Annotated in this window: 17 protein-coding genes; 9 read left to right on the top strand and 8 right to left on the bottom strand. The window is 29.5% G+C overall.

The genetic code is table 11. The features are described 5' to 3' along the window. Window positions 1-60: 60 nt before the first annotated feature. From J9309_RS13160 to J9309_RS13135, 6 genes are all read right to left on the bottom strand, one after another. Complete coding sequence (locus tag J9309_RS13160; RefSeq protein ID WP_230476342.1) at window positions 61-504, bottom strand: DUF4625 domain-containing protein; 444 nt, start codon at window positions 502-504, stop codon at window positions 61-63. Between the two features lie 59 nt (window positions 505-563). After that, window positions 564-881, bottom strand: a complete 318-nt coding sequence (locus tag J9309_RS13155) for a hypothetical protein (RefSeq protein ID WP_230476341.1) — start codon at window positions 879-881, stop codon at window positions 564-566. A 2-nt stretch (window positions 882-883) separates the two neighbouring features. After that, window positions 884-3,268, bottom strand: a complete 2,385-nt coding sequence (locus J9309_RS13150) for a TonB-dependent receptor (RefSeq protein ID WP_230476340.1) — start codon at window positions 3,266-3,268, stop codon at window positions 884-886. A 42-nt stretch (window positions 3,269-3,310) separates the two neighbouring features. Beyond that, window positions 3,311-3,580, bottom strand: a complete 270-nt coding sequence (locus J9309_RS13145) for a hypothetical protein (RefSeq protein WP_230476339.1) — start codon at window positions 3,578-3,580, stop codon at window positions 3,311-3,313. 63 nt (window positions 3,581-3,643) lie between these two features. Next, window positions 3,644-4,276: a hypothetical protein gene (locus J9309_RS13140; RefSeq protein ID WP_230476338.1), complete on the bottom strand. Its 633-nt coding sequence runs from the start codon at window positions 4,274-4,276 to the stop codon at window positions 3,644-3,646. After that, entirely contained in the window at window positions 4,276-4,776 is a 501-nt protein-coding gene (locus tag J9309_RS13135) for an RNA polymerase sigma factor (protein WP_230476337.1), read from the bottom strand. Before J9309_RS13135 ends, J9309_RS13140 begins: the two co-directional genes overlap by 1 nt. Window positions 4,777-5,105: 329 nt before the next feature. Between J9309_RS13135 and J9309_RS13130 the strand changes: the two genes are divergently transcribed. The 3 genes from J9309_RS13130 to J9309_RS13120 all read left to right on the top strand — a co-directional run bounded on the left by J9309_RS13130 (window position 5,106) and on the right by J9309_RS13120 (window position 8,653). Beyond that, window positions 5,106-5,789, top strand: a complete 684-nt coding sequence (locus tag J9309_RS13130) for a succinate dehydrogenase cytochrome b subunit (RefSeq protein WP_230476336.1) — start codon at window positions 5,106-5,108, stop codon at window positions 5,787-5,789. Window positions 5,790-5,801: 12 nt separating this feature from the next. Then, a complete protein-coding gene (locus J9309_RS13125) occupies window positions 5,802-7,814 on the top strand; it encodes a fumarate reductase/succinate dehydrogenase flavoprotein subunit (RefSeq protein ID WP_230476335.1) in 2,013 nt (670 codons plus the stop codon). A 62-nt stretch (window positions 7,815-7,876) separates the two neighbouring features. Next, a complete protein-coding gene (locus J9309_RS13120; RefSeq protein WP_230476334.1) occupies window positions 7,877-8,653 on the top strand; it encodes a succinate dehydrogenase/fumarate reductase iron-sulfur subunit in 777 nt (258 codons plus the stop codon). Between the two features lie 1,054 nt (window positions 8,654-9,707). On the opposite strand, the gene htpG is transcribed toward J9309_RS13120, so the two are convergent. Further along, complete coding sequence (gene htpG, locus J9309_RS13115; protein WP_230476333.1) at window positions 9,708-11,585, bottom strand: molecular chaperone HtpG; 1,878 nt, start codon at window positions 11,583-11,585, stop codon at window positions 9,708-9,710. Window positions 11,586-11,816: 231 nt separating this feature from the next. Here htpG and J9309_RS13110 point away from each other — a divergent pair, with 231 nt between their 5' ends. From J9309_RS13110 to J9309_RS13085, 6 genes are all read left to right on the top strand, one after another. Continuing rightward, complete coding sequence (locus J9309_RS13110; RefSeq protein WP_230476332.1) at window positions 11,817-12,380, top strand: hypothetical protein; 564 nt, start codon at window positions 11,817-11,819, stop codon at window positions 12,378-12,380. 108 nt (window positions 12,381-12,488) lie between these two features. Then, window positions 12,489-12,629: a hypothetical protein gene (locus J9309_RS13105; RefSeq protein WP_230476331.1), complete on the top strand. Its 141-nt coding sequence runs from the start codon at window positions 12,489-12,491 to the stop codon at window positions 12,627-12,629. A 12-nt stretch (window positions 12,630-12,641) separates the two neighbouring features. Then, window positions 12,642-13,100: a leucine-rich repeat domain-containing protein gene (locus tag J9309_RS13100; RefSeq protein ID WP_230476330.1), complete on the top strand. Its 459-nt coding sequence runs from the start codon at window positions 12,642-12,644 to the stop codon at window positions 13,098-13,100. 33 nt (window positions 13,101-13,133) lie between these two features. Continuing rightward, a complete protein-coding gene (locus J9309_RS13095) occupies window positions 13,134-13,469 on the top strand; it encodes a leucine-rich repeat domain-containing protein (RefSeq protein ID WP_449536174.1) in 336 nt (111 codons plus the stop codon). Window positions 13,470-13,516: 47 nt separating this feature from the next. Next, on the top strand, window positions 13,517-14,398 hold the full coding sequence (locus J9309_RS13090; RefSeq protein ID WP_230476328.1) for a DUF72 domain-containing protein: 882 nt from the start codon (window positions 13,517-13,519) through the stop codon (window positions 14,396-14,398). 82 nt (window positions 14,399-14,480) lie between these two features. Next, complete coding sequence (locus tag J9309_RS13085; protein WP_230476327.1) at window positions 14,481-15,947, top strand: DUF6770 family protein; 1,467 nt, start codon at window positions 14,481-14,483, stop codon at window positions 15,945-15,947. Between the two features lie 13 nt (window positions 15,948-15,960). Here J9309_RS13085 and J9309_RS13080 read toward each other — a convergent pair whose 3' ends face one another. Then, window positions 15,961-17,229 carry a M48 family metalloprotease gene (locus tag J9309_RS13080; protein ID WP_230476326.1) on the bottom strand — a complete coding sequence of 423 codons (1,269 nt, stop codon included), beginning with the start codon at window positions 17,227-17,229 and terminating at the stop codon, window positions 15,961-15,963. Window position 17,230 lies beyond the last annotated feature (1 nt).

Genomic DNA, 17,230 nt, shown 5'->3' with positions numbered 1-17,230 from the left:
TTCATTTTTATAACCAAAAAAGGCTCGGAAATTCCGAGCCTTTGTCATAATTTATATCGATTAATGGTGGTGATCTTCTCCTACAACGATTTCGATGTATGATTCTGTTTCGTTACCAGCCTTGTCAATTACCATAATCCCTAAATGGTAATGACCTTCAGTAATATCACCAGCTGGAATTTGAATTGTTTTGTTTAAAACATATTCTTTATTTCCTTCGATAACTCCAGTATCAGAAAAATCCCAATTTGTTGTCGTTGATCTGTGTTCATGTCCATCACCATCTGAATGAATATTGATTTTGTACGATCCTAATTCAACATTATCAGATAAAATTGCTTGAACTTCTATTGTCGAACCTAATTCGTATGATTGGTGATCTGTTGGTTTTCCTAATACGATTTTTGGTTTTTCAGTATCTAATTTATCATCGTCAGAAGAGCATGATGATAATAATAAAATAGGAGTTGCAGCTAATATTATTGTTTTGAAAAATGAATTCATTGTTTTAATTTTTAATGTATTGTAATTGATTTAATTTTAAATAAAGGTTTGTTGGTTTTCTAAGCTAAATTAGAATTTGGCGGACCTTTATTATTAATATCAAACAAGAATTTTGATTGATAATTCTTTAAATAATTTACATTAATGTGGTAGTAGAAATCGAGCCAAATTGGTTTTTCAATTTCTAATGTAAAATCATGAATTATATACGTTTGATTCAGAATAAAATCATCACATTGATGAGGAATTTTTATTATACCAGAATCTTGATTTACAGTATGATCAATTAAAACAAAATGAAGTGCATTAGTAATCGGTAGCAATAAAATAACGCTACTAAAAAAAACTAAAATCCTTTGTTTGATCTTTTGTTTCATTATTATTTACCGAATGGAATACTTAACATTACTTGAATATTTCTTGCTTGTTCGGGTAATTGTAAAGCGCGGTAAAAGCTTGTATGATTGTAATATTTTTTGTTCAATAAATTAGAACCTTGTACAGTTAAAGTTGCTTTAAAATTATTGATTAAAATGTTAGTTTTTATACCTGCGCCCAGTAAGAAATAGTCTTTTGTAACGTCTTCGTTTTGTGCAATGTTACTTTGTTCGAAAGCATAACGTCCAGAAACATTAAATTCGAAATCATCAAAAATTGAAATCGGTTGATCAATTCGATAATTTACTTTAGAAAATAATGTATTTGGTGGTGTAAAAGGTAAGAAATTACCTAATTCATTATCTTCTGTTAACTGACGATTGTAAACATATTCATAAATAACTTGTGCATCCAAATTATCTGTGAAACGCTTTTGTACATTGACTTCAAAACCTGTAAGTAAAGCTTTGCTTTGTGTGTATTGGTAAATTTGACCTCCGTGTGGTAATATTGAAAATTGCCCAGAAGGTTTCAAAAATATATAGTTGCTAAAATAATAAGCATACGGACTTACGGCAATATCCCAATTATTTTTATGGTAAGTTGCTTTAAAATCAAATGCGTATCCTTTTTCTGAATCTAATGTTGAATCTCCGCGTTCGTGTCTAAATGATCCATGATGAATTCCGTTAGATCCTAATTCAATTGCAGTTGGTAAGCGGAAATTAGTTCCAATGTTTAAATTAAAATCCCAAAAATCATTAGGCTGAAACGTAGCACCAATCATTCCATTCCAATTCGAAAATGAACGTGAAATATCTTGGCTTCTTTCTGCATAAAAATTAGAAATTGCAGGTGCGTAATCTTTTCCGATCAAATAATCATATAATGTTTCATCAAAATAACCTTTTGAATCAAAATCAGCATAGTCAAAACGTATTCCAGCAGTTACTTTCCACGTTTTAGCTCTTTGGTATTCTTCAATTAAATATCCACTGTAAATATTTCTATCATATTGTGGCAAAAGATAATTGTAACCAGCAATTCGGTTTACCTGTATTTGCGATTGACCACCAATAATGGTTTTAAAATTTTGATTGTGTGTATGTTCAAATTTTATTTGCGAATCATAGGTTGCTAATTTAAAATCTAATTCTAAATCAGGATTAACTAAGGGTGCTTGTTGATTGCTATAATGTGTATGGAATGCACTAATTTCTTGACGATGATTATTTTGATATCCAAAGTTGAATTTGATTAAATTCTTAGCATCAATTTTAAATTCATTTTCGTTAATAACTTTGAAATGATTCACTTTTTGATGCGGAAAATCAACGTTTCTGTAATTTCCATCGTGTAAAAGTCTATCCAATGAAGGAACTCCATGCGAACCTGGGAAAAATCCTATTTTTTGATTTACATTAGAAACCGTTAAAATACTTCGGAACTGTTGATCAATATAACCAATTTGACCTTGAACATTCATTTCTTTACCAGCTGTATTTTTTACACGATTATTGTAAATCGGCATCCAACGATCCAGGTATCTAATTTTATCTGTTGTTGTTCTGTAATCAGCAAAGTCACTATAAGTACCTTTTAATTTATAAAAGAATTTATCGCCACGAGTTTGATGATTGATAGAAGTGATGTAATTATCATTTACTGATTGATACATTAAACCTAGATTCGTTTTCGAACTATTTTTAGCAGGAACTTGATTGTTTTTAATACGAATAACTCCGGCAATAGCTTCGTTTCCATATTCCAATGTTGCAGGTCCTTTAATTACCTCAACTTCTTCAATATTTAACGCATCAATTTCTAAACCATGATCAGCTCCCCATTGTTGTCCTTCTTGTTTTATTCCATTTTCTGAAACTAATAATCGATTAAATCCTAATCCTCTGATTATTGGTTTAGAAGCTGCAGATCCAATTCCAGAAGCATTCACGCCAGCCATATTTTCTAAAGATTTAGCCAAAGAACCAGCATAATTTTCTCGCACATATTTTTGATCAACATGTTCAGAGTTTCCAGTTGTAAAATCGTGTTTATGCGCAATCACATCAACCTGATTTAATGAATAACTATGATCATGCATCAATACAAATTGTAAATTAAGTGATTGATTTATGATAATTTCTTTTTGAATAGGAGAGTACCCTTGTTCATTAATAAACAATTCATATTTTCCATTAACTAAGTTTGTTACATAGAATTTTCCTGAAGCATCTGTTTGATGAGCTTCATTATTAAATTCGACTGTTACAAATGGAATTGGTTTTTGATTTTGATCAATAACTTGACCTAAAATAGTATGTTGAGCGTTTGCATTACTACACATAATTGCAGCAATTACAGCACTTTTTAAATAAAATGACATAACGTCTTGATTTTGATATAAAACAATGAATTAAAATTGAAGTTATATCAAAAAGGGTGGAGCTCTAAGACTAAAAAATGGATTCGCAACTTTGTATTGTTGCGGTGTTATGAATAAATAGGAAATGGTATGCTTTGGAGCATCAAACCAAGTGAAATTTTTTTGTTCTGAATCAGGAAGTAATGATTTTACATCAATGTGGCATAATTGACATTTATGATCATTGATGTGAACCAATTCTGATTGAGCATCATCATGAGAAGAAAAAATATGGCCAATAATATGAATAGACTGATTTACAGAAATCAGCATACATAATAGTAGGACGATATATTTAATTCTTTTTAACATGGTAGTTACAAAAATAAAGTATTCTTATTTAATATCTTTTAATTCGTATAAGTTTTTAGATAATTTTCTTAAAAACAACCAATAAATAACACCATAATAGATGGTTGTGATAATTAATATTAGCACAATTGCGATACCCACAGCTATATAACCAACTGTATCTGCTTTGTTTATATCGTAATTGCTTCCAATTTTATCGATGTAAATATTTTTACCAAGTTCAAAATAATAAGGTGTTGAAATTGATATTAGAGCAATGACTTGAAAGAAAATGAAAAAATTCACGATTTTTCGATACCTAATAATGTGATTCATTAGATTTTTTACCGAATCGTTAATTTTAATTTTCTGATAAGTATTGTAACTATAAATTAAAAACAATAACGTAAAAAGAATTGTGCAAGCAGATCCAATAATATAATTTCTGTAAAAAAATGAATTTTCGAATGATAAACTTTCACCAGTTATTAGTTTACCTTTTGCAATAGATATTAACGTAAATAAAACAACTAACGTTAATTCAGTCAATGTAAATTTAAAAAACCAATGAATTGTTGAAGTAGATTTTTTCTTCAACATGTTAAATATTTTATCTCGATCGTATTTTTTTTCGTCTGGAATTGATTTCCATGCGGATTTTAAGTCATCTAACTCCATTATTGTTCCATTTTTGTAATTAATTCTTTTAATCTAGTTTTTGCTCTATTCATTTTTACGCGTGCATTTACTTCTGAAATTCCTAACGTATCAGCAATTTCTTTGTAAGGTAAATCTTCTAAATAGAGGAGGACTAAAGCTCTTTCAACATCATTTAACATTTTGATAGCTGCATAAAGTAACTGGAGTCTCTCTTCGGTTTCTATGTCAGCATCTTCAGATTTGATATTAAAAAGTTGATTTTCAAGCGTTGAAACTTCTATTGTTCGATTCTTTTTTCGAATTAATACAATAGCTGTATTTAGACTAACACGATACATCCATGTGGAAAATTTTGAATTTCCTTTGAAACTATCAAATGATCGCCAAAGTTGAAGTACAATTTCCTGAAATAAATCCTCGTGCGAAAATTCATCATCTGTATAAATACGACAGATTTTGTGAATTATCCCTTGATTATTCTCTATTAATTCAGTGAATTTGTTGGCTTTTTCCGACAATTTATTATTCTTTTACGCAATAAGTAGTTTAAAGATACGAAATGTTACAAAAAAAATAATCTCCACATCCGAAGACGTGGAGATTTTCCTAACTAACTTAAACCTATGAAAAAGCTACGGCTTTATCAGAGACAAATTTACTAAAATTTATATATATACAATAAGAAATCATGTTTTTTTTCGTGAAGATTTAAAATTAATTTAATATCTTAATAAGAATCGTTCTAAACTAATGTAAACACGGCTTTAAATGATATATTTCATTGTGAATAGAGTGATAGGTTGATTAAATTTGTGCAAATATCTAAAAATATAAAACGTATTGCTTTATGGCAAATGAATCATTACTAAAATCATCTATTGGTAAGAAGTTCGCTATGGCTTTGTCAGCCTTATTCTTAATAGTGTTCTTATTACAGCATTTAGTGATAAACTTATTATCTATGGTTTATCCAGATGGGTTCAATGAAGTTTCGGCTTTCATGAGTGCTAACCCAATTGTACAATTTGTTATGCAACCAATTTTATTAATAGGTGTGGTTTACCACTTTATTATGGGGTTTGTATTAGAAATTCAAAACAAAAAAGCTCGTGGTCCTGTAGCATATGCTAAGTACAACGGTGCTGCTAACTCAACTTGGATGTCAAGAAATATGATTATTTCAGGTGGTGTTATCTTATTATTCTTATTAGTTCACTTATGGCAATTCTGGGTTCCAACAATCAACGCTCACTACGTTAATGTTGATCCTAATTTTGGTCAAGGTAACTACTTTATGGATCACGTAAACCACGTATTTACTTCTGCTGTAACATTAGTATTATATGTAGTGGCTTTCGTATTCTTATCATTACACTTACAACATGGTTTTGCTTCTGCTTTCCAATCTATTGGAGCGCGTCACCCAAAATATACTCCATGTTTAGTTGCTTTCGGAAAATGGTATTCAATTTTAGTTCCTGCTTTATTTATCGTAATTGCAGTTTACCATTTTGTTAATAACTTATCATAATATCAATAGAAAATGAGTATTTTAAATTCTAAAATTCCAACAGGAGATATCGCAAATCAATGGAGCGAGCACAAAGCTCACTTAAATTTAGTAGCTCCAAATAACCGTGATAAAATTGATGTTATTGTAGTTGGTACAGGTTTAGCTGGAGGTTCAGCTGCTGCTACTTTAGCAGAGTTAGGATACAAAGTTAAAGCATTTTGTTACCAAGATTCACCTCGTCGTGCACACTCTATTGCTGCACAAGGTGGTGTAAATGCTGCTAAAAATTATAAAGGAGATAATGACTCTATCTACCGTTTATTCTACGATACTATTAAAGGTGGTGATTACCGTGCTCGTGAGTCTAACGTTTATCGTTTAGCTGAGGTTTCTGGTAATATTATCGACCAATGTGTTATGCAAGGGGTTCCTTTTGCACGTGAATACGGTGGTTTATTAGATAACCGTTCTTTTGGTGGGGTACAGGTTTCTCGTACTTTCTATGCAAAAGGACAAACAGGTCAACAATTATTATTAGGTGCATATTCAGCAATGAATCACCAAATCCACTTAGGTAAAATCGAGATGTACAACCGTCACGAAATGTTGGATATTGTACTTGTTGATGGTAAAGCTCGTGGAATTATCGCTCGTAACATGGTTACTGGTGAAGTTGAAAGACATTCAGCTCACGCAGTAGTTATTGCTACAGGTGGTTACGGTAACGTTTACTTCTTATCATCTAACGCGATGGGATCAAACGTAACTTCAGCTTGGAAAATTCACAAAAAAGGTGCTTTATTCGCGAACCCATGTTACGTTCAAATTCACCCAACTTGTATTCCAATCCACGGAACAAATCAATCAAAATTAACTTTAATGTCAGAATCTTTACGTAACTCAGGACGTATCTGGGTTCCTAAAAAGAAAGAAGATGCTGAAGCTATCCGTGCAGGAAAGTTAAAAGCTGTTGATATTAAAGAAGAAGATAGAGATTACTATTTAGAGCGTCGTTACCCTGCATTCGGTAACTTAGTTCCTCGTGACGTTGCTTCTCGTGCTGCGAAAGAGCGTTGTGATGCTGGTTACGGAATTGAAGCGAATGAAACAGGTGAAGGAGTTTACTTAGACTTTACTGACGAAATCAAGAAAAAAGGTAAAGAGGTTGCTTTTGCTAACGGTGAGTCTAACCCATCTGAAGCTCGTATCGAAGAATTAGGTAAAAAATGGATTGAGGAGAAATACGGTAACTTATTCCAAATGTACTGGAAAATTACTGATGAGAATCCTTACGAAAATCCAATGCGTATTTATCCAGCGATTCACTACACAATGGGTGGTGTATGGGTAGATTACAACTTAATGTCTACAATTCCTGGATGTTTCGTAGCTGGAGAAGCTAACTTCTCTGATCACGGAGCTAACCGTTTAGGTGCATCTGCATTAATGCAAGGTTTAGCTGATGGTTACTTTGTATTACCTTACACAATCGCTGATTACTTATCTGCTGATATCCGTACAGGTAAAATCCCTACAAATACTCCTGAGTTTGATGAAGCTGAGAAATCTGTTAAAGATCAATTAAATTTCTTCATTAACAATAAAGGTACGAAGTCTGTAGATCACTTCCACAAACGTTTAGGTATGATTATGTGGAATAAAGTTGGTATGGCTCGTAACAAACAAGGTTTAAATGAAGCGATTGCTGAAATTGCTACTTTACGTGAAGAATTCTACAGAGATGTAATGGTTCCAGGTTCTGCTGACGAATTAAATACTGAGTTAGAAAAAGCTATGCGTGTTGCTGACTTCTTAGAGTTAGGTCAATTAATGGCAATTGATGCATTACACCGTAACGAATCTTGTGGTGGACACTTCCGTGAGGATTTCCAAACTGAAGAAGGTGAGGCTATGCGTGATGACGAAAACTTCGCTTACGTTGCTGCTTGGGAATACAAAGGTGCTGACATCAACCAAGAGGTGTTACACAAGGAAATGTTAGAATTCAAATTTATTGAGTTAAAAGCTCGTAGTTATAAATAATAAAATCATTTGGTTGAGCTCGTCTAAGAGCTCAACTGAATGTCAAAATATCTTAAAATAATATGGCATCATCAAAAACAATCAGTATAACACTGAAAATTTGGCGTCAAAAAAACGCTAATGCTCAAGGGAACATGGAAACATATTCTCTAAAAGATGTTTCGACTGATTCTTCATTCTTAGAAATGCTTGATTTATTAAACGAGCAATTAATCGGAGAAGGAAAAGAACCAGTTGCTTTTGACCACGATTGTCGTGAAGGTATCTGTGGTATGTGTTCTTTATTCATTAATGGACAAGCACACGGACCAGACTCAGGAACTACAACATGTCAGTTACACATGCGTATGTTTAAAGATGGAGAGACTATTTACATCGAACCATGGAGATCTGCTGCATTCCCTGTAATCAAAGATTTAATTGTTGACCGTTCTTCTTTTGACCGTATCCAACAAGCTGGTGCTTACATTTCTGTAAATACTTCTGGACGTACAGTTGATGCTAATGCAATTCCAGTTAATAAAAAAGCTGCTGATGAAGCGTTTGATGCTGCAACATGTATCGGATGTGGAGCTTGTGTTGCAACTTGTAAAAATGGATCTGCGATGTTATTCGTAGGTGCTAAAGTTTCTCAATTTGCATTATTACCACAAGGACAAGTTGAAGCTTCTCGTCGTGCACAAAAAATGGTTGCACAAATGGACTTAGAAGGTTTTGGTAACTGTACTAATACAGGAGCTTGTGAGGTAGAATGTCCTAAAGGAATTTCTTTAGACAATATCGCGCGTATGAACCGTGAGTTCTTATCTGCGAAAATTGCTTCTCCTGAATCAGTTTAATAAATTGTAAAAATTTATTTATATATAAAAAGGTGTAGATTATTCTACACCTTTTTTTTGTTTCATAAAAAAAGGATTTCAATCCATTGGATTGAAATCCTTAACAAAATTAGCGTACTTTTTTAAGGTACTATTTGTTGATGTTCAAATTATATAATCGAATTGCTTTTAATAAAAAATAATATATTAATACTAAATAATTAAGACGTCTGAATGAATTATCTTTTTACATTCACACAATTTTCAATGTTTATAACATTGTATTTATGCGGCTTTTATTATTTTTCACAATTCTAGTTTGAACCTAAATAAAGGATTTCAATTATTATTAATTGAAATCCTTATCAAAAAAATAAAACATTATATTATGATTTATTCTTTTGAATATGGTTTCTTTTAAAATAGATTGATTTAAAAACATTAAATCTTTTGATAATAAAATTTTAATGATTTACATACATCAAGATGTAATATGTCAAGTTAATTAAATCAATCACGCTTGAAAAAGAACGAATCAATTCAAAAGGATTTCAATTGCTTGAAATCCTTTTCCAAACATTAGTTAATAAATGAATGACTACACTAATATTTGTTAAGTTCTAATATTTAAAAGTATTGTAGCAATTTGTAATCTAATTATTATATAAAGTTATATAATATAAAAAATTATAATTAATGAATATGATCTTGAATCAAGATTGTATTAACACTACAATAAATGAACTTCTGGTTTAAAAAGGATGTCAATTGCTTAACATCCTTCCCGAAATTTGATAATGAAAATAATTTCATTTAACGAAATCATCTTATTAAGTTAAATCTCGAATTGTAAGAATAAAATTAATACTAGAAATGTTCTTTATTAAAACCTCAATAATTTTAAAATCGAGAACGATTAACTTTATTTCTTGTAGTAAAATTAATGACAAATATCATGTTAAGCAAATTTAAAAAGCTATATTTTAAAAGTTTAACACTTCAATAAATGTTTTTAGTTATAAAAAAATCTCAACCAATTTTGGCTGAGATCCTTTAATTATAATGGTTTCTAAACTTATTTTAATTTATTAAAAGATTTATTGATAAAATTTGTCAATTCTTTACCTTTTAACAATCCTTGAGAAAGTTTTGCTAAATCTAATGCATGAGAAATAATTTCATTTCTTTCTTCTTGATTTTCATTAGCTAAAATTTGTGTAGCTAAATCTGAATTAGAATTTACTACAACATTGTACATTTCTGGGAAGTTACCCATACCAAACATTCCAGCTCCACCAGTCGCCTGCATATCTTTCATACGACGCATAAATTCTGATTGCGTAATAATAAATGGTGCGTCAGTAGCTGATAAATCTTCTAATTGTACAGTATATGATTGGTTGTTAATCCCTTCATTAATTTGAGTTTTTAATTTCTCTTTATCTTCATCAGATAATTTTGAAATTTTAACTTCGTCTTTATCAATTAAGTTATTGATATGATCCGCATCTACACGTGCAAATGAAACATTTTCTTTTGTTCCTTCTAATTTCTGAATTAAATGCGCAGCAATAGGTGAATCTAAGAAAATAACTTCATATCCTTTTTCGTTTGCAATTTGGATATATTGATCTTGTGAATCTTTATCTGTTGCATATAAAATAACAGTTTTATTGTTCTTATCTGTTTGATTGCCTTTAATCTTTTCGATTAATTCATTCCAAGTATAATAAGTATTATTTGTAGTAGGATATAAAGCGAACTTGTCAGATTTTTCGAAGAATTTATCTTCGGTTACCATTCCATATTCAATTACGACTTTAATATCGTTCCATTTTTGTTCGTATTCTTCACGGTTTTGAGTAATTAAAGCACCCATTTTATCCGCAACTTTTTTAGTGATGTGTGCTGAAATTTTCTTAACAGCTCCATCAGCTTGTAAATAAGAACGAGAAACATTTAAAGGAATATCCGGAGAATCTATAACTCCACGCAATAACATTAAGAAATCTGGAACAATCCCTTTAACTTCGTCCGTAACAAATACTTGGTTTTGATATAATTGAATTTTATCTTTATCGATATTAATGTTATTTCCTAATTTCGGGAAGAATAAAATTCCTGTTAAATTAAATGGATAATCAACATTTAAATGGATGTGGAATAATGGATCTTCGAATTGCATTGGATACAACTCACGATAAAATTTTTGATAATCTTCATCAACTAAATCTGAAGGAGTTTTTGTCCAAGCTGGTGTAGGATTATTGATGATATTATCTACTTCAATTTCTTCTGGTTTTGCATCTTCTGCAGCACCTTCAGGTAATGGTAAAGTTTCTTTACGCGTTCCAAATTTAATCGGAACAGGCATAAATTTATTGTATTTTGATAAAAGTTCACGGATTTTCCACTCATCTAAAAATTCTTTAGAATCTTCAGCAATGTGTAATATAATTTCAGTTCCTCGATCGGTTTTATCTGCTACATCTAAAGTAAATTCTGGCGAACCATCGCAAGTCCAATGAGCTGCTGGTTCATCTTTGTAAGATTTTGTAATAATTTCTACTTTATCAGCCACCATAAAAGCAGAGTAGAAACCTAACCCGAAATGTCCAATGATTCCGTCAGCATCTTTGTGTTGATTAATAAATTCTTCTGCTCCAGAAAAAGCAACTTGATTGATGTATTTTTCAACCTCTTCAGCAGTCATACCTAAACCTTGGTCGATAATATGTAAAGTTGAATTTTCTTTGTTGATTTTTACCTCAATTTTAGGATCACCATATTCAACTTTGGCTTCACCAATATTTGTTAAATGCTTTAATTTTAACGTAGCATCAGTTGCATTAGAAACTAATTCGCGTAAAAAGATTTCGTGATCAGAGTATAAGAATTTCTTGATTAATGGAAAAATATTTTCCACTGATACATTAATGCTTCCTTTGTTCATTATATTTTGTTTTTTTATTAATTAAGATGTAAAATCATTTTCAAAACCAATACCATTCAGTGTTTACTGACATTTTGTCCAATTATAGTCATATCAAATATTAAAAATGAAGGCTTAAATTGTTGACTATTTTATTTACTCATTGAAAAAAAAAATGAATTGATGAATATATCTTTTTTATGATGTTGTTATTATAAAAACTTTATTTATTTTAAATTCAATTAAATAAGTATGGATAACAAGGAAAGTATAGAAAAAATTTCAGAATACGATTTAGTTCTTTTGGTTGATCGTTTAGAAGAAATTGAGCAAAGATTTTTAAAATTAGTAGGAGTCGCCGCGCTAGTACTTTGTATTCCACTATTTATTCCAATTTCTATTTTAAGCATCTTTTCAAGAAAAGCGAGAAATATGACATTTGATTCTCAATTTTTATTTTTTGAATTAGGGCCTTTTAATGTTTTATATTTTCTTGTAATTCCTGCGCTTATTATCTTGGGATTATGTTATTATTTTCTGTTCAGAATTCCTCAATTTAAAAAAGATATTAAAGAACAAGAAAAATTGGTCGGAATAATTAAGGTAAAGGAAATAAAGCGATTAGACGAAGGTTTAATAAAAGAATTAATGGGATCTAGCGATCATAAAGTAGTTTATCATCATAATAATTATGATGAGATTGATATGTTATTTTTAGCGCAAAGAAATCCCGAATATTTCAACTTAAAAGGTTGTAAAGTTGAAGTTTCTAAAAATGCTAAAATTTCATTAAAGCGTGAAGATTTTTACGATTAAAATAATTTTATTCAAATAGTTATATTTAAAATTAAACCTTGCTGGAGTTTATTTTCAGTGAGGTTTTTTATTGACACAATTTATAAATTAACATTAATAATGATAAAAATGAAAAAAACGTTGCTACTATTTTCAATGTTAGCTTTTTCTAATTTCGTGACAGCGCAAACGGATAGTTGGAATGCTGATCCTGATCAAAATCCTAAACAAAAAAAAGAAGCTGAAGTAATTGAGATGATTAAAGATTGAGGCGTTAATCTAATGAAAATAGATCAAATACCATTTGATTTAATTAGTAAACATAACGAGAATATTAGAGTTTTAATTGTAACAAATTCACCGGATTTAACTTCTATACCTGCCAAGATAAATACATTAAAAAATCTTAAAAAATTTTATATTTCAGGCACTCAGGTGAAAGATTTACCAGAAGATCTTTTTAAGATTGATGGATTAGAATCTTTTGAATATAATATGAATCAAACCGAGAAAATTCCTTCTGCAATTGGAAATCTTACTTCGCTAAAAAAGTTAAATTTATCCCTATTGCCAATTACAACTTTACCAGTTGAAATAGGAAAATTAACCAACTTAGAATCGTTAGAAATCACCAATAATAAAGGTGGGAAACATATAGCAAATAAAAGTTATAATTTGGTTGGAATTAAACATTTACCAAAAGAAATTGGTAATCTTACAAAATTGAACAAATTATATTAATACGAAAATGGGTTTGAAAATTTACCAAAAGAGATTGGGAAGTTAGAGAACTTAGTGTATTTAATGCTTTTTGATAATGAAATTAAAGAAATTCCTAAAGAAATAGGAAATCTAAAGAATCTGAAAAATTTAGTTTTAAATGATAATCCAATCGAATCACTACCAAATACGATTGGAGATTTAACAAATCTGAATATTCTAAATCTAAATCGTACAAAATTGAAATCGCTTCCGGAAAGTTTAGGTAATTTAAAGAATCTTAAAATGCTTGACATTGTAGATACACCAATTTCAGAAGAAGAATTAAGAAATCTAAAAAAGAAGTTACCTGATACTAGAATTTATAACGGAAAGGATATTACGTTATAATTTCTGTTGAATTTAAAGTTCCGTAACTTTAACCAAATTTAATCAGTATGAAGTTCGGAAAAGTAGAAGATGTTTCAAAAGTAGATTTTACATTACCACCGATCCATCCAGATACGTTTGAAGTTTTAAAACGTTTTCCATTAGATGATGATTTTGAAGTTTACGTTGGTGGCGCTCGATGGGCAAAACAAGAATTAAAAGGTTTTTTTCCACCTAAAACGAAAGATGAATTAATGTACTATTCAACTCAATTTAACTCAATTGAAATGAATGGTACATTTTATCGTTCCCCAACAAAAGAGCAGGTTATAACTTGGAAAAATAAAACTCCGGATGATTTTAGATTTTTTCCGAAAGTACCACAAAGTATTTCTCATTACAGCCGCTTGTTAAATGTAAAAGAAAAATTATGGACATTTTTAGATTCCATTACATTATTCGAAGAAAAATTGGGAATTGCTTTTTTGCAAATGCACGACAATTACAAGCCGAAAGATTTTGATCGTTTGGCAGAATTTATACAAAATTTTCCGAAAGGTTATCCTTTAGCTTTAGAGATTAGAAATGAAGAATGGTTTCAGAATCAAACTATTTTTAATCAATATGTGCAATTATTAGAAGAAAATTTTATCACAAATATCATCGTAGATACGCCAGGTAGACGAGATATGTTGCATATGCGATTAACGACGCCGCATTTATTTGTACGATTTGTAAGTGCATATCATCAGCTTGATTATCAACGTTTGGATGATTGGATTTTGATTATTAAAAATTTAAAAGCAAACGGATTACAAAGCGTTAATTTTTTTATTCATCAAGGTTTACAAGGGCAAGAAGAATTGTATGCGACCTATTTTGTAGAACAACTGAATAAAGAATTAGGTTTAGAGATTCGAGTTCCTAAAGTTTATCGAGAAAATTTTTAATTTAAATATCTTATTTATCTTTATACCATTATTATAAATTTCGATGAATAAAATACTCTTTACCTTCCTATTATTGTTTTCAATGATAGTTTATGGACAAATTCAAGATTTGTCTCAGCTTTCAACTGGACAACACGAAACATCTGCCATTTTAAATGATCATAATCAAAAAGTAATTGGTTACGCTTTTATTTACAATAAAGGTTTGGTTGATGATGACAAAAAGCAACAGTTTGAATATGTGATTTTAGATAAAAATCTAAATAAAATTACAAACGGAAATTACAATGTTCCTTATCATAAAATCTTTATTCCTAAAGTAAGTTCTATCGTTTTTAATAATCAAAACTTATATATTACAACAACTTTTAGAGAGAATAAATATGCTATTACGACAGGTCAATTAGTTACTTCTGTTGATTTAAAAAACAACAATTTTAAAAATCAATTATATTCTAACGGATCTATATATCAAAATGATGAAATAGATTTTGATTATCTTTCAAAACTTGATTATGCATCAACATATAGTTTTGCAAATTTTCTATTTGTAAATAATGTTAAGGATAAAATACATTTTGTATCTTCTCAAATAAACAAATTAGATCAAAATATTGCGCCGCTAAATTATGTAACTTTTTATGATCAAGACTTTAATAAGAAATACGAATATTATTTAGATGGAGAGAAAAGGAAGGAATATTATTCGTTTTTAACAAAATCGATTTACGGTGATAAAACAGTTATTTGGCAACGAAAAAGTACGTATAATAACGGAATCAAACTTGGTATAGATCGTTTACTAACGTATGATATAAATTCAGGCGAATTATTAAATAATATCCTTTACAATTCTAAATCTTTAAATGCACAAGAATATTTTGATCCAAATATTGAGTTTGTAGATGATAGAATGTTAGTTATTGGAGAAATTAAATCAACTCCAGATCAATATATAGGTAAATATCAATCAAAACCATCATTGGGAATTAAAAGAAATATTTACAATGAAAAGGGAGAAGTCATCCTAGAAAACAAAGTATATTATCAAGATGTTTTTGCGGATCTTAAATTTAAAAACGGAAGAGATAATAAAGGTTTTAAATTTTTGATTACAGAATTTTTTAACTTCAGTGATTTGTCATTTTCTATATTATTAGCGAAAGAGAAAGGAGATGGAAGTTTCGTACTAACTAAAACTACAGATTTTATAGTCGTTAATTTTGATAAAGATGGAAAATATAAAAATCACATCTTATTAGAAAAATCCAAAGAATATTACGACAGTTATTTGTTTTCACAAGAAAATAAAGAGGAAAACGAAGTTCTATTCTTCTACCAAGAAAATGTAAAGGAAGCTGGAAAAAAGAATTATTATTTAGTGGTGAATAAACTAAAAGACGGAAAATTAACGCAAGTTAAAATGCCTTTTAAAACCGATTCATCCTATTTAAGATTTTCCAAAGCAGAATATGGAAGTATTTTAATAACAGAATACAATAAAGATGATAAGGAAACATCAATTCGATTAGAAAAAATAAACATATAAAACAAAAAGCAGCTTATTCAGCTGTTTTTTTTGTATAATATTCTCCGATTATTTTTAAATCATTTGTACTTAAATTCCATAAAAAGTTCAAAAATTTGTGGTAATCTGCATCTTCATCATTGGCATCCGCAATTGTTACATATTTATTAAACTCATGTTTCAAACGGGCTTCATGTAATTTTGTAAATGCAATTCCTATATTTTTATCCAAATCATTTCGTTCTGATTTATTTTGCTTTTCATTGAATAATAGATAAAGTGCATCGCCGAAACTATCATTCAAAAACATTGTATTATAAAAATCTTCAACTACTTTATTTTTCAATTGAATAAATTCAACAGAAGGTTTTACAACATCAGTTTTTATATTTTCAACTTTAAATTTTTTGGCAATCCATTGCTTTCTTTCGTTTGTATTTGGATGAGTTTTAACTGAATCTTGGTCTACGTGTTCTGTAAACGTTAAACCAGCAAACAATTCTTCTTTTTCTAATTTCAGCCATTTTGGGTTTATCGAAATTCCTGCAGATGAAAATAGATTATAATAAGTACTATCTTTTAAAATTATTGTATTTTTTGTGTTGTATTGATCTAATCGATTCAACATTTCCAAATATTCAGATTTTGGAAAATTTGCGTTACTATAAAACACAAAACCCAAACTATCTGCAGCAATTTCTTTTATACGAGATTGATTAGCTAAATCGTATTTTTTCTGAATAATCTCATCCTGAGATTTAATTAGACGTATGAATTCTTGTTTCTTAATCGATTTGATTTCTTTTTTAAAATCAATTAAAAATGAAGCTTCTTGTTTAATTTCCTCAATCGAATGATTTAAATAATTATGAGCCATTTCATGTCCTAAAACTGCAGCAATTTGATATTCATTTTCTGCCAAATTAAATAATCCGTAGTACAGCATATAATAATCAAAACCAAATGAAGATGCGTTTGGAATGTTATTTTTAACGATAAAAAAGTTAGGATTATTTAGCTGATAAGAAATATTTGCGCGAGTAATTTCTGAAAAAATTTTTTGAATGAAATTCGTAAAATTCTTATCTACAATAAATTGATCTTTCGTAAAACCTTTCTCAATACTATATTCTAATGATTTAAAATTCCGATCATATATTTCACGTTCAATTTTGTTGTCAAAATTTCGGTGCTTGTTTTGGATTAATTTTAAGTCTTTCAGACTGTTTTCTTTTGAGGTATTTTGAGCAAAAGAAATTGTAGAAAAAATAATTAATAGTGTAAATAGTAGAGCTTTTTTCATA

Origin of the sequence: Faecalibacter bovis (assembly GCF_017948305.1) — a bacterium.
Lineage (GTDB): Bacteria > Bacteroidota > Bacteroidia > Flavobacteriales > Weeksellaceae > Empedobacter > Empedobacter bovis.
Note: the sequence above shows the minus strand (reverse complement) of the source record. Positions and strands in the feature narration are given on the sequence as shown.

What these genes read in the sequence shown, in the direction of transcription:
- J9309_RS13145 (WP_230476339.1), bottom strand. Translation starts at nt 3,580, where the DNA reads ATGCTGATTTCTGTAAATCAGTCTATTCATATTATTGGCCATATTTTT.
- htpG (WP_230476333.1), bottom strand. Translation starts at nt 11,585, where the DNA reads ATGAACAAAGGAAGCATTAATGTATCAGTGGAAAATATTTTTCCATTA.
- J9309_RS13085 (WP_230476327.1), top strand. Translation starts at nt 14,481, where the DNA reads ATGATAGTTTATGGACAAATTCAAGATTTGTCTCAGCTTTCAACTGGA.
- J9309_RS13125 (WP_230476335.1), top strand. Translation starts at nt 5,802, where the DNA reads ATGAGTATTTTAAATTCTAAAATTCCAACAGGAGATATCGCAAATCAA.
- J9309_RS13080 (WP_230476326.1), bottom strand. Translation starts at nt 17,229, where the DNA reads ATGAAAAAAGCTCTACTATTTACACTATTAATTATTTTTTCTACAATT.
- J9309_RS13140 (WP_230476338.1), bottom strand. Translation starts at nt 4,276, where the DNA reads ATGGAGTTAGATGACTTAAAATCCGCATGGAAATCAATTCCAGACGAA.
- J9309_RS13100 (WP_230476330.1), top strand. Translation starts at nt 12,642, where the DNA reads ATGAAAATAGATCAAATACCATTTGATTTAATTAGTAAACATAACGAG.
- J9309_RS13090 (WP_230476328.1), top strand. Translation starts at nt 13,517, where the DNA reads ATGAAGTTCGGAAAAGTAGAAGATGTTTCAAAAGTAGATTTTACATTA.
- J9309_RS13130 (WP_230476336.1), top strand. Translation starts at nt 5,106, where the DNA reads ATGGCAAATGAATCATTACTAAAATCATCTATTGGTAAGAAGTTCGCT.
- J9309_RS13105 (WP_230476331.1), top strand. Translation starts at nt 12,489, where the DNA reads ATGAAAAAAACGTTGCTACTATTTTCAATGTTAGCTTTTTCTAATTTC.
- J9309_RS13160 (WP_230476342.1), bottom strand. Translation starts at nt 504, where the DNA reads ATGAATTCATTTTTCAAAACAATAATATTAGCTGCAACTCCTATTTTA.
- J9309_RS13150 (WP_230476340.1), bottom strand. Translation starts at nt 3,268, where the DNA reads ATGTCATTTTATTTAAAAAGTGCTGTAATTGCTGCAATTATGTGTAGT.
- J9309_RS13110 (WP_230476332.1), top strand. Translation starts at nt 11,817, where the DNA reads ATGGATAACAAGGAAAGTATAGAAAAAATTTCAGAATACGATTTAGTT.
- J9309_RS13120 (WP_230476334.1), top strand. Translation starts at nt 7,877, where the DNA reads ATGGCATCATCAAAAACAATCAGTATAACACTGAAAATTTGGCGTCAA.
- J9309_RS13155 (WP_230476341.1), bottom strand. Translation starts at nt 881, where the DNA reads ATGAAACAAAAGATCAAACAAAGGATTTTAGTTTTTTTTAGTAGCGTT.